This is a genomic window from Paenibacillus sp. 1781tsa1, from assembly GCF_024159265.1.
Lineage (GTDB): Bacteria > Bacillota > Bacilli > Paenibacillales > Paenibacillaceae > Paenibacillus.
This window is the reverse complement of record NZ_JAMYWY010000001.1, coordinates 6,458,073-6,480,238: the sequence shown is the minus strand read 5'-3', so window position 1 is coordinate 6,480,238 and position 22,166 is coordinate 6,458,073. Positions and strand designations below refer to the sequence as shown.

At 48.0% G+C, this 22,166-nt stretch carries 16 protein-coding genes; 10 read left to right on the top strand and 6 right to left on the bottom strand.

All coding sequences use genetic code 11. The features are described from left to right. Positions 1-87 precede the first annotated feature (87 nt). The 6 genes from NKT06_RS29030 to NKT06_RS29005 all read left to right on the top strand — a co-directional run bounded on the left by NKT06_RS29030 (position 88) and on the right by NKT06_RS29005 (position 8,426). Positions 88-948: an ABC transporter permease gene (locus NKT06_RS29030; RefSeq protein WP_235193717.1), complete on the top strand. Its 861-nt coding sequence runs from the start codon at positions 88-90 to the stop codon at positions 946-948. Positions 949-963: 15 nt separating this feature from the next. Beyond that, entirely contained in the window at positions 964-1,833 is an 870-nt protein-coding gene (locus tag NKT06_RS29025) for a carbohydrate ABC transporter permease (RefSeq protein WP_105600198.1), read from the top strand. Between the two features lie 27 nt (positions 1,834-1,860). Further along, positions 1,861-3,510: a type 2 periplasmic-binding domain-containing protein gene (locus NKT06_RS29020; RefSeq protein ID WP_253441426.1), complete on the top strand. Its 1,650-nt coding sequence runs from the start codon at positions 1,861-1,863 to the stop codon at positions 3,508-3,510. A gap of 92 nt (positions 3,511-3,602) precedes the next feature. Next, positions 3,603-5,360, top strand: a complete 1,758-nt coding sequence (locus NKT06_RS29015; RefSeq protein ID WP_253441424.1) for a sensor histidine kinase — start codon at positions 3,603-3,605, stop codon at positions 5,358-5,360. Continuing rightward, positions 5,357-6,646, top strand: a complete 1,290-nt coding sequence (locus tag NKT06_RS29010; protein WP_253441421.1) for an ABC transporter substrate-binding protein — start codon at positions 5,357-5,359, stop codon at positions 6,644-6,646. Before NKT06_RS29015 ends, NKT06_RS29010 begins: the two co-directional genes overlap by 4 nt. Positions 6,647-6,845: 199 nt before the next feature. Continuing rightward, on the top strand, positions 6,846-8,426 hold the full coding sequence (locus NKT06_RS29005; RefSeq protein WP_253441419.1) for a hypothetical protein: 1,581 nt from the start codon (positions 6,846-6,848) through the stop codon (positions 8,424-8,426). A gap of 91 nt (positions 8,427-8,517) precedes the next feature. On the opposite strand, the gene NKT06_RS29000 is transcribed toward NKT06_RS29005, so the two are convergent. The 3 genes from NKT06_RS29000 to NKT06_RS28990 all read right to left on the bottom strand — a co-directional run bounded on the left by NKT06_RS29000 (position 8,518) and on the right by NKT06_RS28990 (position 13,085). Then, positions 8,518-10,230, bottom strand: a complete 1,713-nt coding sequence (locus NKT06_RS29000; RefSeq protein WP_253441417.1) for an ABC transporter ATP-binding protein — start codon at positions 10,228-10,230, stop codon at positions 8,518-8,520. Positions 10,231-10,308: 78 nt separating this feature from the next. After that, a complete protein-coding gene (locus NKT06_RS28995) occupies positions 10,309-11,337 on the bottom strand; it encodes an iron-hydroxamate ABC transporter substrate-binding protein (protein WP_253441416.1) in 1,029 nt (342 codons plus the stop codon). Positions 11,338-11,447: 110 nt separating this feature from the next. After that, on the bottom strand, positions 11,448-13,085 hold the full coding sequence (locus NKT06_RS28990; protein WP_253441414.1) for an ABC transporter substrate-binding protein: 1,638 nt from the start codon (positions 13,083-13,085) through the stop codon (positions 11,448-11,450). Between the two features lie 531 nt (positions 13,086-13,616). Here NKT06_RS28990 and NKT06_RS28985 point away from each other — a divergent pair. Together NKT06_RS28985 and NKT06_RS28980 are read left to right on the top strand one after the other, a co-directional pair. After that, on the top strand, positions 13,617-14,606 hold the full coding sequence (locus NKT06_RS28985; protein ID WP_253441412.1) for a LacI family DNA-binding transcriptional regulator: 990 nt from the start codon (positions 13,617-13,619) through the stop codon (positions 14,604-14,606). A 162-nt stretch (positions 14,607-14,768) separates the two neighbouring features. Continuing rightward, positions 14,769-18,161: a GH36-type glycosyl hydrolase domain-containing protein gene (locus NKT06_RS28980; protein WP_253441410.1), complete on the top strand. Its 3,393-nt coding sequence runs from the start codon at positions 14,769-14,771 to the stop codon at positions 18,159-18,161. Between the two features lie 79 nt (positions 18,162-18,240). Here the strand turns inward: NKT06_RS28980 and NKT06_RS28975 are convergent, their stop codons facing one another. Continuing rightward, a complete protein-coding gene (locus NKT06_RS28975) occupies positions 18,241-19,437 on the bottom strand; it encodes a methyltransferase domain-containing protein (RefSeq protein ID WP_253441408.1) in 1,197 nt (398 codons plus the stop codon). A gap of 269 nt (positions 19,438-19,706) precedes the next feature. Here NKT06_RS28975 and NKT06_RS28970 point away from each other — a divergent pair, with 269 nt between their 5' ends. Further along, positions 19,707-20,207, top strand: coding sequence for a GNAT family N-acetyltransferase (locus NKT06_RS28970; RefSeq protein ID WP_253441406.1), 501 nt, complete (start codon positions 19,707-19,709; stop codon positions 20,205-20,207). A gap of 26 nt (positions 20,208-20,233) precedes the next feature. Then, complete coding sequence (locus tag NKT06_RS28965; protein WP_253441404.1) at positions 20,234-21,022, top strand: SDR family oxidoreductase; 789 nt, start codon at positions 20,234-20,236, stop codon at positions 21,020-21,022. A gap of 117 nt (positions 21,023-21,139) precedes the next feature. Here NKT06_RS28965 and NKT06_RS28960 read toward each other — a convergent pair whose 3' ends face one another. Together NKT06_RS28960 and NKT06_RS28955 are read right to left on the bottom strand one after the other, a co-directional pair. Beyond that, a complete protein-coding gene (locus tag NKT06_RS28960) occupies positions 21,140-21,688 on the bottom strand; it encodes a GNAT family N-acetyltransferase (RefSeq protein WP_253441402.1) in 549 nt (182 codons plus the stop codon). Positions 21,689-21,735: 47 nt separating this feature from the next. Next, positions 21,736-21,993 carry a DUF2164 domain-containing protein gene (locus NKT06_RS28955; protein ID WP_133386130.1) on the bottom strand — a complete coding sequence of 86 codons (258 nt, stop codon included), beginning with the start codon at positions 21,991-21,993 and terminating at the stop codon, positions 21,736-21,738. Positions 21,994-22,166: the final 173 nt, after the last annotated feature.

Sequence of the window (22,166 nt, the reverse complement as noted above, 5' to 3'; positions counted from 1 at the left end):
CGGGGGATTGAACCTGGGCGTTTGAAGCCAGCTAGCAAATGGAGTTCGGTGAAAAAGGAACTTGTCCGCAACAGATACGTTTATCTGATGCTCGTTCCTGTGGTAGCCTACTATCTGATTTTCAGCTATGGGCCAATGTACGGGCTACTGATGGCATTTCAGGAATCCTACAACCCGATCAAAGGAATCTTGGCAGGCGAATGGGTCGGATTTGATAACTTCACCATGTTTTTTGAAAGTTATTATTTCTGGCGACTGATTAAGAACACACTGATTTTGAGTTTTTACAGTATTGTGTTTGGTTTCCCGGCTCCGATTCTACTAGCACTGTTGCTGAATGAAGTCCGGAAGAAGTGGTTCAGAGGTGCAGTACAGACCATCAGTTATATGCCGCATTTTATTTCGGTTGTCGTCGTGGTTGGAATGTTGAAAACGTTCTCATCTCTGGACGGTGGGTTATTTAACGTCATTCGTGACTTTTTTGATCTGCAGCCAATTATGTTTTTGGCGGAAAAAGATATGTTCCGTCCGATGTACATCCTGTCCAACATATGGCAGGGCGCAGGCTGGGCCTCGATTATCTTTTTGGCAGCACTAAGTGGTATTGATCCTCAGTTGTATGAAGCTTCCAAAATTGACGGCGCAGGCCGCTGGAGACAGCTGTTACATATTACACTGCCGGGCATCATGCCCACAATTGTGATCATGTTAATTCTGCGTATGGGGGCGGTCATGAACGCGGATTTTCAGAAAATATTACTGATGCAAACGGCACCGACCTATGAGACATCGGATGTCATATCCACCTTTGTTTATCGTTCCGGTATTTTGGAGGGGAACTATACGTATTCAACCGCCATCGGACTATTTAACGGCGTCATTAATTTCGCGCTGCTCATTATTGCGAATGCAATCAGCAGAAAGCTTAACTCAACCAGTCTCTGGTAATTGGAAGGTGAAGCGATGAAACAGTCTATAGGGGAACGAGTTTTTGATGTATTTAATACCCTGCTGCTCTTGGTCATCATGATTTTATGCTTTTACCCGATGCTGTACGTGTTCAATTCTTCCATCAGCGATCCGGATCAGATGCTGCGTTCCCGGTCACTGATGCTCATTCCTGAAGGGTTCCAGCTGGGAGCGTACAAGTCGGTATTTCAGGATACTCGCATCTATACGGGATATATGAACACCTTGTTCTATGTTGTGGTGGGTACAGCCATCAATCTGCTCATGACTTCGCTGGCAGCATATGGGTTATCACGCAGTGATCTGATGGGCAGAAAAACGTTGATGAAGTTGATTACGTTCACGATGTTTTTCGGCGGGGGCATGATCCCGACTTTTCTGCTGATTCAAAATCTCGGGATGGTGGATACCCGTTTTGCGCTTATTATTCCGGGTGCCATCAGCACATTTTATTTCCTCATTATGAAAACAAACTTTGAAGGCATTCCGATCAGTCTGATCGAATCGGCGAAGCTTGATGGCGCCAATGACTTTCTGATTTTGTTCCGAATCGTACTGCCTTTGTCAAAGCCAATCCTGGCGGTCATGATGCTGTATTATGCGGTTGACCATTGGAATGATTATGTCGGGCCAATGCTCTATCTACGCAGTCAAGAGTTATATCCGATTCAGATTATTATGCGTGATATTCTGATCAGCAGCAGTACGGAGGCCATGGGTGCTGGCGCCGATACCGGCTTTGCCATTGGGGAGAACATCAAATATGCGACCATTATTATCTCCACGCTGCCGATTATGCTGGTATATCCATTCATCCAACGTTATTTTGTTCAGGGCGCTCTAATCGGTGCTGTGAAACAATAAAAAATGTATCCTATGGAGGCGAATTACGTGAAAAAAAGAATGGGGTCCATCCTGTTGTCATCGCTACTTACCATGTCTTTGCTGGCGGGCTGTACGGGGGATAATGAACCAGGTAACGCAGAGCCGGCAGAAGGAACAGAACCTGCAGTTCAGGCGTTGACGGAGATACCGCTACCAATTACAAGTGAGCCATTTACCATTGACTACTGGCGCGCCAATGACGCCAAACTGACAGCTTCCTTGAACAATTTTGGCGATATGGCCGCTTACAAGGAGAAGGAGAAGTTGACGGGTATCCAAGTGAAGTTCACACATCCTCCGCTTGGACAACAGCGTGACCAATTCAATCTGTTGATCTCCACAAAGGAGCTGCCGGACGTTATTTATTATAACTGGGCCGATGCGGTTGGCGGACCGGAAAAAATGATCAAGGACGGCCGGATCATCCGATTAAATGAATTGATCGACAGTTATGCACCGAACTTGAAGCGGATCATTGAATCCGATCCGGATGTGAAGAAGCAGATTGCACTCGACGATGGAACGATCTATATGTTTCCGCTGCTGAAGCTGGATGCATTGAAACTGAATGCCACTTCCGGTTTGATTATGCGCCAGGATTGGCTCGATCAACTGAATCTCAAGGTACCTACCAACATCGATGAGTGGTATACGGTACTCAAGGCATTCAAGGAACAGGACCCTAACGGCAATGGCAAGCCAGATGAGCTGCCATTCACCGGCAACTGGGGACCGGGCAACCTAACCAAGCTCCATGATTTTGCGGCGGCCTTTGGTGTCATTGGTGGCTTCCAGTTGAATGGAGACAAGGTGGAGTTTGGACCAATTCAGCCGGGTTACCGTGATTTTCTGGAGACCATGGCCAAGTGGTACAAGGAAGGGCTGATTGATCCCGAGATCATGACCAATGACGGCAAAGCGTTCGACTATAAGGTCACCAGCAATCTGGCAGGCGCATATCAGGGCGGTGTATTCAGTGGTATGGGGAAATACTTCAATCTGATGAGAGATACCGATCCGAACTTTAACCTAACCGGTGTACCGTGGCCCGTATCTGCGGATGGAACTTCGTATGCTACCTTTAATCTGGAGAATAAGGTCCTAAGTTATGGTGAGGCTATTACGGCTTCTGCAGACGAAGATAAATTGAAATATATTGTGCAATGGATGGACTACAACTATAGCGAAGAGGGTAGTGATCTGTTCAACTTTGGTATCGAGAATGACAGTTATGTTCGGGACGGAGAAGGTGTGAAATTCACAGATACCATCATTGATAATGCAAACGGTCTGACGTATGATCAGGCATTGGCTTCCTATGCCTTGTCCATTATGGACGGTCCAATCAATCAGGATAGCCGTTACCTGGATGCCTTATTATTTGACGACGGACAGCGTGCAGCGAATGCGGAATGGATGAAAGCAAGCTCGGCCTTAACACTCCCTCCAATTCGCTTGTCTACAGAAGAGGTAACCACAAGTACGTCCATCATGAGCCAGGTGAATACGTATTTGAATGAGACGATGACAGCCATCATTAGCGGACAGAAACCAATCACTGAATTTGACAAGATGACCGACACCATCAAGAGCATGGACATTGAGCGGGCGATTGAGGTTCATCAGGCGGCTTATGACCGATATCAGTCCAAATAAACCGTGAGACATCGAGCGCTAAAACTTTGGGAAAACCTTCCTGTATGTGATATACCTAGTAGTATCACGTGGTTCAAAGGAGCGCTTTGGTCATGACAGCCTACCGCAAACTCAGCATCAAAATGAAAATGTTTCTGATGATCATGGTCATGATGGCGTTTATCATCATCCTGGCGTTTGGTTCCTTGTACTATACGTATTCGGTGTATGACAAACAGCTTTTTGATAAGTCGTCTCGTCTTCTGAACCTTTCCTCGTCTACAGTGGATGTTGAACTCCAAAAGTTGGAAGCGTTATCACTGAACGTGATCTCTGATACACAGATTCAGAGGGCCTTGAAGTCTTTGCTGGATGATGATAGCGCGTATTCAAGCTTTATTGAACGGAAGAAGATCACAGATCGGCTATGGGAGCATATTAGTGGGGCTGCACGATATGTGCAGTCCGTTCATCTGATTGATTCCAGGGGAAGAGTGAATAAATATGGCGAAACACTAACCGTATCCCCTGAAAAATATGATCGGATGATTGAGGCGGCGGAGCAGGCTAATGGTGCGGTACGCTGGCTGTACCCGGATGACGATGACCCGATGCTGGTTATGGTGCGTCAGGTGCGGGCCTACGAACCGATGACCCTGGAACCGGTAGGCATACTGTTTCTGCGTATTAATATTGAGCGGCTCGTTGAGGAGTATACGGGCATGGATAGCCGGGACAGTGACATTATTTTAAAAGCAGGCAGTGAGGTGGTCTATCCTTATCGTCAGCTTCCAGAAGCGGTGTCCGCGGGGCTCAATCCACTTCCAGGCAGTGGAGGATATGAGGTCAAAAATCTGGATGGGAGGGAGATATTCCTTTCCCAGAAAAAATCCGCCTATACCGGCTGGGTTTATTATAATATGGCCTCTTATGATGAGATTTTTGAACGTATCATATGGTTGAAAAATAGTCTGATTGTCGTATATCTTATCGCCATTCTGGTTGTCCTCGCGCTTGGTATGGTGTTCGCACGCAGTCTGACAAGGCCGATCAGGCAGCTCATCAGTCAGATGAAGGAGGTTCAGTATGGGGATCTGGAGAATATGGATGCCAATCTGTCCATTCCAACACACCAGCACATGGATGAACTGGGGTTATTACAGCGTACGTATCGAATGATGATTACACATATCAATACATTGATCAAAGAAAATTATGCAAGCCAGCTGGTCATTAAAGAAACGGAGTTTAAGGCGCTTCAGGCGCAGATCAATCCACACTTTCTGTATAATGCGCTGGATTCAATCCATTGGCTCGCCAAAAAGAACAGGCAGGAGCAAATCTCCAGTATGGTGCTGTCACTCGGGTATTTACTGCGCTCCTCCATCAGCTTCAGGCAAAATATCATTACCCTTGCCGAAGAGCTGGAGATCGTCAGCCATTACATCACCATTCAGACCTACCGTTTCCGGCAGCGGCTGGATTTTCGCTTGGATGTGCCCGCTCCTTATCTGGAATGTGCCATTCCCAAGTTAACCCTACAGCCATTACTGGAGAATGCCATTCAATACGGATTGGAACCACAGGTTGGATCATGTCTGATTCGAGTGTATGCCGAGATTTCAGGTGGCAAGCTGGCCCTGATCGTGGAGGATCACGGTCCCGGTATGGAACCCGAATATGTGGAACAAGTGCTGCATGGTGAAGTGAAGACCAGAGGAACAGGTATTGGTTTGCTGAATATCAGGGAGCGGGTACGTCTGGCTTTTGGCGAAGAATATGATGTTCTGCTGGAGAGCAGGCCGGGGCTTGGAACGAGAGTAACGGTGCTGCTGCCACCCCCATCACCAGGTAAGGAGGATAGGCCATGAGAAGATTATTGCGATCCATAGGCATGATCTGTCTTCTGCTGACTCTTCCTGGCTGCGTGAGCCAACTGGATCAAAGGCCAGGCATGATCGTTGACGAAGAGCCGATAACGCTGCGAATCGCTTGGTGGGGTGGGGAGTTTCGCAACAATGCAACAATCGCCGTTATCGATCTGTATGAGAAGTTGAACCCACATGTAAACATTGAATACGAATATAGCAGCTTCAACGAGTACTGGAGAAAACTTGCCCCACATGCAGCAGGCAATGCGTTGCCCGATATTATCCAGATGGACATCTCCTATCTGTCCCAGTACAGCTCGTTGCAACTGTTGGAGGATATGACGCCGTACATGCAGAACGGACTGATTGACACGACAGATATTGAGAAGGAACAGCTGGAGAGTGGTAGCCTGAATGGCAAAACCTATGGTCTCAGTTTGGGGGTTAACGCCATGCTCAGTATCTATGATCCGGAAGTGTTGAAGGCCAATGATATTGAATTGCCGACGGATACGTGGACATGGGCGGATTTTGACCGTATGGGCGAGCAATTGCTGGGGAAAGGCATTTATCTGGGAACTTATTTCACGCCGGAACAGTTTTTTGCGTATTACTTGAGACAGTATGGTTCCAAGCTATACGCCGTGGATGGCAAGAGGTTGGGTTATGAGGATGATGGATTGTTTATTGATTACTTTGGCAGGATGCAGCAGCTCGCGGAGAAGAAACTTATTTTTGCACCGGATATCTGGACATCCGACATTGGCCAACCCGACAACGACCCGTTTTATCTGGGAGAGGCTTTGTTTAGCTGGGGGTATTCCAACCAATTTATCAGCACCACTCAGCGTTATGGCAAACCCTTAACGATATCCCCGATGCCTGGGCCAAACAGCCAGGATGGGTTGTTTTTGAAGCCAGGCATGTTTTTCTCCATCGCGGGCAATTCCAGGAATAAGGAGGAAGCGGCCAAGTTCATCAGCTTCTTCGTAAATGATTTGGATGCCAATCTGTTGCTGAAAGGAGAGCGGGGTGTGCCTGTCTCATCCCGTGTCAAAGAGCGGATGAAGCTGGTGGTTGAACCGGAGCTGGCGCAGGTGTTTGATTATATTGATTGGGTTGCCGATCACAGCAGCCAGATGGACCCGCCTGATCCTGTAGGTGCACCCGAGGTCACTGCGGTGCTGCGGGAGTTGTATGATCTGCTGTTGTTTGGCAAAATTACACCTGAGAAGGCGGCGAAAATTTTCCGTGAGCGGGCAAACGCAATTCTGGGTGGAAATTGATAAGAATGGACTAGATCATATATGTATTTAATAGGCTTGGGGCTGTTGTCGTTCACAAGTTCAACCTTCATTCTACTTGGGTGAGGGTTTTTGTTATGGTATGGTGTATATTTCCTCTAGTATAATAAAAATGGGTAGTGTCCTATCTGTAGATTAGATAGATTCTATCCATATATTATTGGATGAGGAGTGTCAGGACATGTCCATACATCAGATAGGTCACAAGGTGTCTTTTGCAGATATACAAACGAAGTTGCCTCAGGAAAGTTGGATGTACACTCAGAATGAAGCGCACAACGGAGAATTTGAAACCGAGGAAGTATGGTTACATTCTGGCGACCTTCATATCAGTGAACTGTTGTTGGATGAAGGACCTTTTTTGATCTTAGTTGACGGAAATCTGACAGTGGATCGTTATATTGGCAATACAAGTTCCGACGCGGCCAGTTCAAATCTGGTTGTACTTGGGAATCTCATAACGCCCTATATGATCGTGGGTGGGCAGGAAATATATATTACAGGTAATCTCTATGTGGAGGATATGTTCTGGGGGGATTATAACCATGGAGAATTGACAGTGAGAGGGAATGTAGAAGGTGGATTGCTGGTAAGTACCGAGCAATATAAGATTCAGGTTCAAGGACAGCGTAATGTGAAGCGTCAGCTTGAAGAATGGGAGGATCTCGGACCATGGCGGGGCTCTGACATGTTGACGTTATTGGTTCCTGAATGTGTGATTGATGAAGATACAGAGCCGTTTCCTTGGCGAGAAGAAATGTTAAGGAGGCTGCAGCAGGGACAACCTGTAATCAATCGAAAGTACATTCATGCTGAACAATCAGAGCCAGATGTGCCGGATTGGTTCGAAGATCATCGGATTACCGCTGAGAACATAGAGCGTCTTACTCATCCATCTTTGTTGCCTGTAAGAGAGGAGGATGAGTTATTGAACAGCTATGAATTTTGGTTGGATAAGCAATTTTGCCGAGTATCGGTCTATGGAGATGAGCATACGGAGGGGTATTTTCGCAGTCTGTATTTTCAGAATGACCACAATTGTGCATTGTTGCTTAAGATGGAGCCAACAGATCAAGGTTCCAACTCTCCTGATAAACATATCGTACAACCGGGTAAACCTGTCTGGATGATCTCAGGATCATATCGTTATCTGCACAATGAGAATTCGGAATGGAACGTATTCTCGGAGAACTCACCTGCTGATATTCAGCAGTTAAGCGAGCAAGGATGGAGCAACTTGTTGCAGTCTGTATCGAATTATCAGTATGCCCGTTCCTTAATTTCGCACCAACTGATCCATGATTTATTAGCACTGCCTGTCGTGGAGCCATATGACGATTATTATGATGATGATCGGCACGGACTGTGGATTGGAGAGTTATATTTTGCATTTCGACAAGCAGGTCAGATGTTTAATGGTGTTCCCCAGCCAGCCATGCTACGTATTGGAAGAGAGTATGTGGATGCTCAAGGGGAGACCCAGGTGGAGAAATACTATTATACCCTGCACCAACATGCGGACGGCTCGGAAAGTGTGTTGATCGAATACTCGGCTCAGAATAACGAGGATGAGGAAGAAGAACCGTTGTTGCTTGAAATTCATTATATTGGCGGCTCTCAGTTACTGCATGCCGTTCAATTGCTGGAACGTGGACGCCAAGTGCTCATTCAAGCGAATGAAGATCTACTGAATGGAGAGCCACCGTACGCTGCTGAATCATTTGCGAAGCGGTTCTGGAAATCCAAAGGATATCTGAAATGAATAAAACAACCTTCACCTCGTTTGCAGAGGGAAGGTTGTTTTCATTCCGTATTTGGTTTTTTCGATGGTTGCTATTGTTAGGGCATGCTACTTAACCAAACTGGGCTTGATGCAGTCGGCTATACGAGCCTTTACGCGCGAGCAGTTCTTCATGGCTTCCTTGTTCAGCGACGCTACCGTTCTCCACCACCACGATTCGATCGGCGTGTCTGATCGTCGCCAGTCGATGGGCAATCACCAATGTCGTACGTCCCTGAGCCAGCTCGGACAAGGCCAGTTGAATGGCTGCTTCCGTCTCGGTATCAAGTGCGGAAGTGGCTTCATCCAAAATGAGAATAGGCGGGTTCTTCAGGATCATTCTTGCGATGGATAGACGTTGCTTCTGTCCGCCGGAGAGTTTTACGCCACGTTCACCAATCATGGTGTCCAGTCCATCTGGCTGGGATTGTACCAGTTCTTCCAGTTGTGCTCGGCGAATGGCTTGCCAGATTTCTTCATCGGAAGCAAATAGCTTGCCGTATGCAATATTTTCACGAATCGTTCCGTCAAACAGGAAAATATCCTGCTGCACAATCCCGATATGGGAGCGCAGTGATTCCAGCGTCATGTCCTTCACTGGAATGCCATCAATGGAGATATGTCCCGCATCCACATCGTAGAAACGTGGGATTAGACTGCATAGCGTCGTTTTGCCCCCTCCTGAAGGTCCAACCAGAGCGACTGTCTGGCCTGCCTGAACATTAAGGTTGACCTCAGACAGTGTGGGTTTATGTTCACCATAAGAAAAGGTAACGTTATGGAAGGCAATATCGCCTTTCACATCCGGAATTGGTTCTGCCTGTGGTGTGTCTTCTACATCCGGTACGGCCTCAAGCAGCTCCAGATAACGTCTGAAACCGGCGATGCCTTTGGGATACGTCTCAATGACGGAGTTAATCTTCTCGATTGGCCCGAGGAATACATTGGATAGCATTACAAAAGCGATGAACTCCCCGTAAGTCATACTTCCTTGAATGACAAACCAGGTTCCACATACCAGTACAAACAGCGATACAAATTTCATCAGAATAAAACTGAGTGAAGAGTTCCAGGCCATAATGCGGTAGGTGATTAGTTTGGTGAGTCGGAAACGTTCGTTGTTCTCAACGAAACGGCCTACTTCATGCTTTTCATTGGCAAAAGCCTGTACCACACGGATGCCGCTCACATTGTTCTCTACCCGTGCATTATAATCGGCGATATCTGCAAACATGCGCTTGAACGCCTTGGACATTTTGCGACTGAAGTACAGCGACAGGTAGATCATCAGCGGCACAATGATAAACGTCATCACAGCGAGCTGCCAGTTGATTCCCAGCATAATGCCGAAAGCTCCGGCGAGTGTCATGAAGGCAATGAATAAGTCCTCGGGTCCGTGATGCGCGATCTCACCAATATCCATCAGATCGTTGGTCATACGGGAGACCAGGTGCCCGGTCTTATTGTTATCGAAGAAACGGAAGGACTGCTTCTGTACACGCTGGAACAGTTCACGCCGCATATCGGATTCGATGTTAATACCGAGCTTGTGGCCCCAATAGGTGACTGCATAATGGAAAAAGGAACTGAGCAGGTAGATGCCGAGCAATCCCACACATGCCGCCAAGATCATGGACCAGTTGCCGGCCGGAAGCAGTTGATCCACCACTCGGTTCACAGCGAGTGGAAAGGCCAGCTCCAGCAGCGCGACGGCGATGGCACAGGAGAAATCCAATATAAAGAGCCTTTTATAAGGACGATAATAAGACATAAAACGGCGAAGCATATGTAAGTCCTCCTTGATATGACACAAATGCCCGAGCAGGCTGATCAGCCTATCCGGACACCTGTATTCATGCTTATGTTATTTACGATTTTGCTCGGCACGTTCTACGATCATATCGGCGAATTCTTCAGCCTGACCTTGAATCGCAATCGGGTCGAAGTACCAGTAACGGTCTTCCAGTAATTCGTACACCTGATTGTTTTTCACTGCCGGCAGGGATTGCCAGATGGAGTCACCTTGGTAATTTTTATTGTTCTCCCCAACGGTCAAGAAGATATGATCCCCTGCATAATCACCAACAACTTCACGCGAAATCTCTTTCCACTGGGTATCACCCATCAGTTCTTTTTTGGTGATCTCGAGTGGGGCAAGTTGCAGAGCACTGTAGACCGCTTGTCCTCCTCGACCAAAATTGTCTCCATATCCATAATAACTCTTGTCGGATACTTCAAGGATGGAGAAGGTTTCCTCCGGTTTGATGACGGTTTTCACCTTAGCACGAGCGGCTTCAATCCGTTCGTCGTACGTTTTCAGCCAAGCTTCGGCTGCTTCGGATTTGTTCATCAGCTGTCCGAATCCCCGAATTTCGTCATGTACATTGGTGAATGTACCATAAGGAATCACTACGGTAGGTGCGATCTTTTGATAACTCTCAATTTCACTGGCTTGGTCGGAGTAGGTAATGATCAGATCCGGGTTCATGGCAATGACCTTCTCCATCGATACCGCTGCCCGATCACCGATACTTTCAATGCCCTCCACCTGTTCTGCATAGAACGGGTTTTCCAAATAATATTGAACAGCACCAACAGGTTTCACACCCAGTGCAAGCAGATCACTTACGTACATATCCGTCACGATCCGTTTCGGTTCAGCCGGAATTTCAACATCCCCGCTTAATGACTTGTAGATTCGCGTAGCATTCGAATTGTCCGAACCGGACGACGTGTCTGTGTTCGTCTCGGAAGAGGCTGTTGTTGTTTCGGTTCCCGCTGCCGATGTCTGTTCGGTGGCAGTGGAGCCTGTTCCGCTGCTACAAGCAGCCAGAATCATAATGATGGCGAGCATAAGCAGCAAGCCGGAAAAGCGTTTTTTTGCAGCAAACATATCCTTGTTCCCCCTATGTATAATCAATAATGATTATTATTCTCATTAATAACATAGAGGAAGACGTGAGTTTTGTACATGGACAACTATGATCACTATCACATGGACAATTATGATGTCAGGTGATGCATTATACGCTGCAATTGCTCCATAACGGACAAGGGATCAAATCCGTAAAACGTGTCGGCATCGATCTCGTATACCCGTCCTTCACGAACGGCGGGGAGGGTACTCCAGGATTCCTGATTGAGCAGGTTATCCAGCCTTTCTCGCTCGGAGGGTTCCTCAGGGTAGGCAACAAACATGTGATCTGCTGCATACAAGTGAATCTCGGACAACGGAACATGAACGTACCCTGTTAGTAACTGCCCATCCTGCACCATCTGTGAGGGTGGGGTGAAACCAAGGGATTGATACAGCACATGGGAAGCTCTGCCCCAGCCATGACCATAGATATAAGCGCCGTCCTCTCCGATCATAAACATGCAAACGGCGGACCCGCGTGTTCCTTCCATCCATTGATCCAACACATGATTGGCCTCTTGTTCAAGTTGATGATATCGATTCAATAACGCCCGTGCATTGGACTCAAGCCCGGTAATTCGGCCCAGATGAAGAAGTTGCTCCTGCCAATCGAGTTCTTCAAAGGGCATCAGAATGGTTGGGGCAATCACACGTAGTTCATCAGAACCGGGATGTGGTGCATACCCGATAATGACATCAGGATGAGCATTTTCAATCAGCTCTGGATGTTTAACCAGCTCATACTCGGAATGCTGTTCAAAGTGATCACGCTTATGTTCTCCCCGTGTATCTTCCATCCAGCTTGCTACGGCGCCCATGTGGGGGATGTGGCCCAGTGCCAGAAGTGAAGCCGTATAGTTGTAAGTCAAGGATACAACCTTCTTGGGCATTTTCCGGTAGTGAGTTGGTGCAGAGCCAACCATCTGTTTGAATTTGCGGCTCAGATAGAAAGTGTCCCTGTAGCCTGTCAATTGTGCAATTTCCTGTAGCGTAGGATTCGCGATCAACAGATGCTCTTGGGCCATCCTGATTCTGAGACGAGTCACATATTCAACAAAAGTAAGACCAGTATGTTTCTTGAACTCCCGTGAGAAATGCTCGGGACTCACATTGGCATCTCGTGCCAATTGTTCGCGGGTCAGCGGATGTGTATACATCTGATGGATATGTCTGAGTACGTTATCGAGCCAGGAATGATCTTCATGAGCAGAATAGGCTACATGATCTTGCAAGATGTCCAGTAACTCATAGAACAGCATATGTGGCCTGAAAGGGCTGGAATCATGGCCTTTCGAACAGGCTTGAACCAGCTCCACTGCCTTGTCAGTGAGATTGCGGCTCACAATGGGGGCTGGTAACCCGAAAGGCCAGGATAGCTGTTCATTTTCAGTGGAATCAAAAGCAATCGCAATGCCCTGTATTGGCGACAGAGAGCCGCGCTTGTTCTCGTGCTGAAGCAGGTTTCCGGCTTGCCGAACGACTGCGGAGCCTGCATTTAATGTGAGTTTTCCCTCTGCACTAATTATCCTGGCCTGTCCAGCAGTAACGATGTATAGTACATGAAGTGTGTTCCACATTTCATCTATGCGAGAGAATACTTCGCGGTCGTGAAGCTGCACCAGATGGCACAGCTTGAACAGGGCAACGGGTACAGACTGAATCTTCTGCAAGGAAATGGGGCGGGACAGCGATTTTTGATGATACGTGGGCTTGAAAATATTCATTAGATAACTGTCTCCTTACATAAAGTCAGCAGGGGCATAATTCGTCTCATGCCCTTTGTATACTGGCGTAATTCTCGGATCTCGACTATTATGCAGTATATACTATAATGAAGTGACGTGGATGGACAGATTGGACAATTCATATTTTTCTGTGAAAAATGGATAAAGTGGTTGAAATCGCTATCAACACCGACTATAATGAAAATGTCGAAACGTTTCAATCTGGCGTTTACTGCCAGTTTCATTGCGTTAGGCACAAACTGGTCAGAGGGCGTCAGATTGAAAGACGTGTTAAGACCATCACGAATGGTACGGACTGGAACGGGGCACATTCAACCATGGTGCCGTAAGGATGGAGACAAGGATTTTTTTTGAGAACACCTCGAAACGTTTCGATTGACATCCATAGCTATGATATGTACAAAGATTAATAACACGATAATATAGGATTAAGTGGTTGTTCTGACCATGTATCGTATAAAATGTAGATAACCTTAGAATTTGTTCTAGTTTAGAAGGAGCGAACGTGGAATGGCAACGATTAAGGATGTGGCAAAGCTGGCAGGTGTAGCACTCTCGACTGCTTCCTATGCGCTGAGCGGGGATAGCAAGGTTAGTGCCAAGACCAAGGCTAAAGTGCTTGAGGCAGCACGAGAACTGAATTACCGCAAGAACGGCTTTGCCATGGACCTGAAGCGGAGCCGGACGAACACGATCGCTTTGATTCTGACCGATCTGTCGGGCCCGTATTACTCGGAGTTGATCCGTAGTGTACAGGATGTGGCCCTCGCGAACGGGTACGACCTGATTGCGTGCAGCTCCATGGGTGGACGGGATTCAACGGCAGTGAGATTTTTGCGTGAAAAAAGAGTAGACGGAGCCATCATCCTGGCGCATAACATCCATGATGATATTCTGGTGGAATCTGCCGGACAGCGCTTTCCGATCATTGTGATGGATCGTCAACTGTCGAGTGACCATTTGGTCAACGTGCTGGTGGATGGAGAGCAAGGCGGTTATCTTGCTACGCACCATCTGATCCAGGCTGGACATCAGAAGATTGCTTATATTAGTGGCCCATCCAACTCGTATGACAACGCGCTCCGTTACCAAGGGTATCTGCGAGCGATGCGGGAAGCGGGACTTGAAGAAAAGTCCAAATGGCGTCTGAACGGCAACTTTGTGCGTGAGGGTGGATACAGTGCTACCAAAATGATGATGATGCAGGGTGATCTTCCCTCAGCGGTATTTTACGGTAACGATGAGATGGCCATTGGCGGCCTGAAAGCATTGGAAGAGCGAGGTATATCGGTGCCGAATGACATTTCCGTAATCGGTTTTGATGATATTCAGTTGTCGGAATATGTTCGTCCACCGCTGACAACGATACGCCAGCCGAAGCATGAAGCCGGGTCGCTCGCCGGCCATCTGTTATTCCAGATGCTCAATGGCGAAGCGGTTGACCCTTCATATACGTTAACGATTAATCTGATCGAGCGCAGCTCTGTACGTTCCGTTTAGGCCGAGTCTGACAACCAAGGAAATGCCAGCATGCTGAAGTGAAAGTTCAATGATGGGGTTATCGTCCGGACGGGCTGTAAAAGGCCGGTTTGAAGAGGCCCCTATTCTTTTTCAGATTTATCGAAACGTTTCGATTTTATACTAATTCTAGGAGTGAACCTTATGACAACGATGATTAATGAACCGATCCTGTTGAATGCCGGGGAGTTATCCTTTACTTTTTTGAACAGTGGCGACCTATACCAGGCGACATCCGGTACAACCATGTTGAACCAGTTGCTCAGCAACCAGATTGATGGATCTCTGAACAACCTGTACCTGCGTGTACACGAAGGAGAGAACATCAGCTCGTTCCCATTGCTCGGTGTACGTTCGAATAGCAAGGTTAATACAAGCAAAGCACAGTCCAGCAACCAGTTGATCTGGGAGGGCACTGTCCAGCCGGAAGGTAGTGAACAGGGCATCGGCTATCAGGTCGTATTTACGGCAACACCACAAGGCGTCTGGTTCTGGGATGTGAAGCTCACAGGACAACAACAAAATGTAGACGTGGTATATGGACAGGATGTAGGTCTTGCTGATCCAGGTGCGGTACGCAGCAATGAAGCTTATCTGTCTCAATACATTGACCATACGGTGTTTGAAGATGAAGCGAAAGGTTATGTGGTGTGTTCCCGTCAAAACCAGCCTCAGGGCGGTGCATTTCCGTATATGCAACAAGGTTCCCTGACGAAAGCAATCGGTTATTCCACAGATGGATTCCAATTCTTTGGTCTGTCGTATAAGGAAACGAATCAACCAGAGAGCTTGAATCGCCCAACGTTGGCGAATGAGACGTATCAGTATGAATTTGCCTATACCGCATTGCAATCGGAACTGCTGAATCTGAACGGAGAGGCTCAGGTGGTCTTCTATGGACTGGCGAAGCCTAATCATGCAGAAGGAATCTCTGCACTTGAATTCGGAGATGAAGTTACAGCAGCTTGGAATGAAGTACAGGCTCTGACTGTGGAAAATGGCGACACGTTGGAACAGGTGAAACTGTCCTCCTTCCTGGGTGAACCTCTGGTTACGCTCGATCTGACGCAAGATGAGATTCATGCTCTGTTCCCTGATCGTCATCAGGAAGAGCACAGCGGCGAGGAACTGTTGTCCTTCTTCACAGGCAGCTACGAACATATCGTTCTGAAAGCAAAAGAATTGCTCGTAGAGCGTCCGCACGGTCACATTCTAATGAGTGGTGGCAACGTGCAACTTGGAGCACAGGTTATTACGACGACATCATATATGTACGGTATTTTCAACTCACAGCTCGTTATTGGTAACACCAATTTTAATAAAATGATCAGTAATGCCCGCAATGCCTTGAACGTGCCGAAGACGGCTGGACAACGCATCTATGTGGAAATGGACGGACAATATCGTCTGCTGACAATGCCATCCCTGTTCGAGATTGGCTTCAACTATGCACGCTGGATCTACAAAACCGAATCCGACACGATCATCGTGACCAATTACACAGGTGCACATACGACGGAAGTAAGCATGAACGTACGCTCCACAAGTGGTACGGCATACCGTTACCTGGTAACGAACCAAATTACGATGAATGTCAATGAATACGAGTATCCGCTGCATATGACGCAGGACGGCGATACATTGACCTTCAAGGCTGATCCACAAGCGATTAGCGCAGGAACGTATCCAGACCTTCAATATCGCATGTCGGTAGACGGTGCAGCTGTAAATGTAGGGGACGAAACGCTGCTGGCAAGTGGTATCCGCAGTGGTTCCGCATCGCTGGTTACGCTTAGTCTGGAAGCAACTGCTGAATGGACGCTGAAGGTACAAGGGGTATTGGAAGGTCAAGCAGATGGCGGAGCGGCAGCAGTTTCAAGTCTGACGTTTGAAGAGGAAGTGCAGGCATATCGCGAGTTCTTCGCAGGTGTGATGAACGGGTTCCGTTTGTCCCGTGGAGAAGGTCAGAGTGCAGAGGATCTGTTCAAAGTGAATGCGCTGGCTTGGTGGTACACCCACAACATGCTGGTTCACTACTCCGTACCTCACGGTTTGGAGCAGTACGGCGGCGCGGCATGGGGTACACGGGATGTATGCCAAGGTCCGGTGGAATACTTTATGGCAACGCAAAAATATGAGCAAGTTCGCGATATCATCAAAATGGTCTATACCCACCAATATGAAGATGATGGCAACTGGCCGCAATGGTTCATGTTTGATAAATACTTTGCCATTCAACAGGAAGAGAGCCATGGTGACATCATCGTATGGCCGCTGAAAGTTCTGGCGGATTACCTGACAGCGACTCGCGATTATGCAATCCTGGATGAGAAAGTACCTTATACTGTTAAACATAGCTTCGGCTTCACGGAAGAGACGGCAACGGTACTGGATCACGCGAAAAAAGAGATCGAATATATCCGTTCGCACTTCCTGCACGATACGTTCCTGTCTTCCTACGGAGATGGCGACTGGGATGATACGCTCCAACCAGCCAATGCACAGCTGAAGCAATACATGGTGAGCAGTTGGACGGTGGCATTGACGTATCAGTCCGTGAATGTGCTCTCGCAAGCGCTGAAATTCAAGGATGCAGACTTTGCGAAGGGGCTTGACGTACTCGCACAAGGCATTCGTGAGGACTTTAACCGTTACATGCTGGGAACAGATGTGATTCCAGGCTTTGTCTACATGGAAGAAGCCGACCAAGCGAAGCTGATGCTTCATCCAACGGACACAGAGACAGGCATTCAATATCGCCTGTTGCCAATGACGCGCAGCATGATCGGTGAATTGCTGAATGCGGAGCAAGCAGAATCACATTACGCATTGATCCGTGAACAGTTCCTGTGCCCGGATGGCGTACGTCTGATGAATCGTCCGGCTCAATATGCTGGCGGTGTAAGCACACACTTCAAACGTGCAGAGCAAGCATCCAACTTCGGACGTGAGATTGGTTTGCAATATGTACACGCCCATATCCGTTACGTAGAAGCGATGGCGAAGCTCGGCAAGACAGATCAGGTGTGGAATGGTCTTGCGATGATCAACCCGGTTGGCATCGGAGAGGTTGTGCCTAACGCGGAGATTCGTCAAGCGAACTCGTACTTCAGTAGTTCCGACGGCAAGTTCAATACGCGTTACGAGGCACAGGAGCATTTTGACCAGCTTCGTAAAGGGACTGTACAAGTGAAAGGCGGATGGAGAATCTACTCCAGCGGCCCTGGAATCTACATGAACCAGCTGATCTCCAATGCGCTTGGCATTCGTCAAGAGGGCGGCGATCTGGTCATTGACCCGGTATTGCCAGCTGAGCTGAACGGCATGCAATTCGAATTCGAGTATGCAGGTGAGCCAGTGACGTTTATCTATCACTTGAACGAAGGTGCTGTGAGCCGTGTAGCGGTGAACGGCAAAGACATTCGAACCGAGCGTACAGCAAACCGTTACCGTCAGGGTGGAGTCTGCATCTCGCTTGATGAGTTCAGACAAGCACGCAGTGCAACTGAGCGTACGATTGTTGATATTTATATGTAATTTCGTAGCATGATGTACACCAAGGTCATCCTCCTTTATTCAAGGCGGGATGGCCTTTTTGGCATATACTCATGATTGCTCATCGCAGCGGAACAGCCAGCAACGTGTGCAACAGATCATTATGCCGCACATGTTTTGTGACGTAACCCTGTTGTTCCAGCCAGCGGCATAGCTCATCCAGCAGAGGGAAGTGACGCTCACGCAAGGCACGCAGTTGTTCCTCGTGTCCTGATAATTCAGCTTCACGGACATATGCCTCGCGGTGAGCAGCATCGACAAACATCAGATCGGTTAGACCGATACGTCCGCGCGAGGTTAGAACTCGCTGCATCTCCTGTAAGGCCAGTAGTTGCTGGTCTGGACTCAGATGATGGAAGGCGAAGCTGGATACGACAAAGTCAAAGGATTGATCTGCAAAAGGCAAAGCCAGAAAGTTACCAAGCTTCACACGCATCTCGGGATATTTGGTACGACATCTGCGCAGCATCTCCCGGGACTGGTCAATTGCAGTCATGTCTGCGCCTTGCTGTAGCAGTTTCCCAGCCAGATTACCTGTGCCTGTACCAATATCGAGTCCTTTCTCACCAAGGGCGGGAGAGACCCAATGAGTTGTCTGTTCGAGCGCTTCCTCATAGTTGTGATACAGATAAAAGGAAGACTGTACTGTGTCATTGGAATCGCTCGGCGTGGAATGATCTGCAGGATGGTGTGGATGTGGAACTTCATGCTCATCACTTATAGACGAGGCGTTGTCCGAATGATGCCTGCCCTCTGAATGGGATTGTCCAGAACTCGCACTTCCCGCCGTCTGCACTCGCTGATCATGGATAGCTGCCTGTGTGTCATAATTCCAACGATCATGCCAGTTCTGCCGCGCTTCACGCAGGCGACGCGCACTGTCCGCGAGATCGTGCAGATGACTGACATCCAGCGGTCCGTCCTGACGATTCAGGTCAATCATGCGCTGGGTTGTATCCATCATACGTTTGAGCTCAATCCACTGGGCATACATGACGGCCTGTTGCAGCTCCAGATATTCTTCCAGCCGCTGCTGGTTCCCTTGATCGATCTCTCCGAGCGCGTGTGTAATATCCTGTAGCGACATGCCGATCTCACGCAGCGCAGCAATGGTCTGAAGCCGCCAGATATCATTCTCAGTGTATGTGCGATACCTGTTACTGGACTGTTTGGCGGGTAGAATTAATCCTTTTTCCTCATAAAAGCGAATCGCTCTCGCCGATATACCAAGTCTGCTTGCTGCTTCTTTGATGTTCATCTTGCATCCCTCCTTATCGAAACAGTATAGACCATGACGTTACGGCAAGGTTAAGTGTTTATTTCATTTTTTTGAATGGTAAAGATTTAATTTCGTTCATCATGGAGTGGAATTTTAGTCAAAGCTGAGGCTATGCTACAATATATAGAGCGAATATATGTAAACAGTAAAGCAAACGAACAACGTATTCCTACGTTTCTTACCTGTATTAACTTCCCGACGTTGTAACGTACAGCGTTGTCCACTATAGCACGAAAGGTTGAATCATTATGCTTACCAGCCATACATTTACGATTCGTCCATCCGAGATTAAAGATGCAGCCCAGCTAATGGAATTGGACACCCTGGTATGGGACAAATACACCTCTCCGGCACCGATGCATTGGCGTTCCAGGCAGCAATATCTGCAGCATTGCCCGCCAGGCAGCCAATTGATTGCGGTGCAGGGAGAGCGGGTATGTGGTTATGTGGGCTTTCAGCCAGCCACAGGAATGCCTGTTAATCGTCATGTCTACGAGATTCATATTGCAGTTCATCCTCATGATCGGCGTTGTGGCATTGCTACAGCTTTGATGGATGCCATCAAGCAGCATGCGGTTGAACAGGGCGTTCGCAAGCTCAGGCTGCGTGTGCTCTCCAGCAATCCGGGAGCGATTACGTTTTATACCCAGTGTGGATTTGTGACGGAAGGCAGGTTGGTGTCCGAGTTTTATATCGGAGGCAAGTATGTGGACGATATTCTTATGGGTTATTTTATCCAGACCAAATAGAAACTAGCTGAGGAGGAGGAACAACGATGGACATGGGACTTCAAGGTAAAAAAGCGCTGGTGTTGGCTTCCAGTCGAGGGCTGGGCAAAGCGGTAGCCGCTCAATTGGCAGCAGAAGGTGCTGACGTCATGCTCGCCAGCCGAAGCGAAGAAAAGCTCGCAGCAGTGAAGCAGGAGCTTCTGGCGCTTGGTGGTGGCGGACGTGTGGAATATTGTGCAACCGATGTGACTCGCAAGGAAGACATTGAGGCTCTGATTCACAAGACAGCGGAGCTGTTTGGGCACATTGATATTCTGGTGAACAATTCGGGTGGCCCGCCATCGGGTTCATTTGAGTCACTGACGGATGAGGATTGGGAACGTGCATTTGAATTAAATGTACTCAGTTATGTAAGGCTGATTCGCGGTGCTCTTCCTTATATGAAAGAAAGCGGAGGACACATTGTGAATATCGCTTCAACTTCAGTGAAGCAGCCCATTCCAGGTCTGGTTCTGTCCAACACGTTCCGTACCGGCGTTTTTGGATTGGCGAAGACGTTATCCCAAGAGCTGGCTCCATACGGAATTTTGATCAACACGGTGGCGCCAGGACGTATTGCCACAGACCGCATTCGTGAGCTGGATGCAGCACGGGCAGAGCAGAACGGAGTCAGTGAGGATGAAGTCTCGGAACAGTTCCGCAAGGAGATTCCACTCGGCCGTTATGGTCAACCAGAGGAGTTTGCCAAAGCGGTGGTGTTCCTGTTATCTGGGGCCAATACGTACATTACCGGAACCTCATTGATCGTCGATGGTGGCATGGTCCGAGCCCTCTAAAAGTTCATGGATACAATAAATAAAAACCCTCTGTCACCACATTCCGTGGAGATAGAGGGTATTCCTGTTGATCCGATATGTTGGGAGAGATCACTCCCGAATCATTATGTAGGCGATTTAACGCAAAAGTTCCCATTCATGCTGAAGCATGCCGTACACCGCATGGTTCACGTAACCTTTAGGCAGTTTCTCTGCCTGACGAATGACACCCTCGAGAACAAATCCGAGTCTTTCAGGGATAGCGCGACTCCGTTTGTTGTTTGTTGCCGAGCGAATCTCCACGCGATTCAGATCCAGTGTGACCAGTGCATAATCAACCAGAACGCGACAAGCGCTTGTCATCAAGCCCTGACCCTCAAAACCTTTGCCAAGCCAATATCCGATGCTCACCGAGCGGTTGGTCCAGTTAATCTCGTGGAAACCAATGATGCCGGCAAGATCCCCTTTTAACCACACGCCAGCAGTAAATCCACCATTTTCGGCACCTTGTTTTAACGCGTTGGTAATGAAGTTCGAGGTGTGTTCCACTTCTGTCACATGATCTACCCACGGTAACCAATGTCTCAGTTGATCCCGTGAACGATCCGTGAGTTCGAACAGCGGTTTGGTGTGTTCCATGGCCAGTGGCCGAAGTTCGGTATATTCATCCAATGAATAGGTAAACATGAATGCAACCTTCTTTCTTTATATAGTATAGGTTTAGTTGTAGTGAATTAACGGGAAGTCTTGGGTAACTTTTGTTCCAGTGCAAACAGGTCTTCTTCCATCGATGCCATGCGTTGATTGACCGTTGTGCGGGCGTCACGGAGTGCCTGATTATATATGTAGGGAGCGAGCTGTGTCATGAACAGGTCGAGGACACCCCAAGCAGCCAGATCACCCAGTTCTTCGCCACGTTCCTCTTCGAAATACGACTGGATGGTACGAATGGCTTCATCCTGCTGTTCTTTGGTCAGTTTAAGCGTGTTCAATGGGAAACCCTCCCTTTAATTTGTTTTTAGAGGTTGTTCAAAAAGTCCGCTTTTGATTACGACTCATGCCTAGCGGCATCATCAGCATCGAAGTTGAAATTCAGCCGAAATGTCCGTTGCTCACGTAGTTTTCCTACGCTCCGCTACTCCATTTCTAGCTTCATTCCACCTTC

Bases quoted from the DNA above. Each gene is read 5' to 3' on its own strand.
- NKT06_RS29030 (WP_235193717.1), top strand. From the start codon at position 88: ATGCTCGTTCCTGTGGTAGCCTACTATCTGATTTTCAGCTATGGGCCA.
- NKT06_RS29025 (WP_105600198.1), top strand. From the start codon at position 964: ATGAAACAGTCTATAGGGGAACGAGTTTTTGATGTATTTAATACCCTG.
- NKT06_RS29015 (WP_253441424.1), top strand. From the start codon at position 3,603: ATGACAGCCTACCGCAAACTCAGCATCAAAATGAAAATGTTTCTGATG.
- NKT06_RS29010 (WP_253441421.1), top strand. From the start codon at position 5,357: ATGAGAAGATTATTGCGATCCATAGGCATGATCTGTCTTCTGCTGACT.
- NKT06_RS29005 (WP_253441419.1), top strand. From the start codon at position 6,846: ATGTCCATACATCAGATAGGTCACAAGGTGTCTTTTGCAGATATACAA.
- NKT06_RS29000 (WP_253441417.1), bottom strand. From the start codon at position 10,230: ATGCTTCGCCGTTTTATGTCTTATTATCGTCCTTATAAAAGGCTCTTT.
- NKT06_RS28995 (WP_253441416.1), bottom strand. From the start codon at position 11,337: ATGTTTGCTGCAAAAAAACGCTTTTCCGGCTTGCTGCTTATGCTCGCC.
- NKT06_RS28990 (WP_253441414.1), bottom strand. From the start codon at position 13,085: ATGAATATTTTCAAGCCCACGTATCATCAAAAATCGCTGTCCCGCCCC.
- NKT06_RS28985 (WP_253441412.1), top strand. From the start codon at position 13,617: ATGGCAACGATTAAGGATGTGGCAAAGCTGGCAGGTGTAGCACTCTCG.
- NKT06_RS28980 (WP_253441410.1), top strand. From the start codon at position 14,769: ATGACAACGATGATTAATGAACCGATCCTGTTGAATGCCGGGGAGTTA.
- NKT06_RS28975 (WP_253441408.1), bottom strand. From the start codon at position 19,437: ATGAACATCAAAGAAGCAGCAAGCAGACTTGGTATATCGGCGAGAGCG.
- NKT06_RS28970 (WP_253441406.1), top strand. From the start codon at position 19,707: ATGCTTACCAGCCATACATTTACGATTCGTCCATCCGAGATTAAAGAT.
- NKT06_RS28965 (WP_253441404.1), top strand. From the start codon at position 20,234: ATGGACATGGGACTTCAAGGTAAAAAAGCGCTGGTGTTGGCTTCCAGT.
- NKT06_RS28960 (WP_253441402.1), bottom strand. From the start codon at position 21,688: ATGTTTACCTATTCATTGGATGAATATACCGAACTTCGGCCACTGGCC.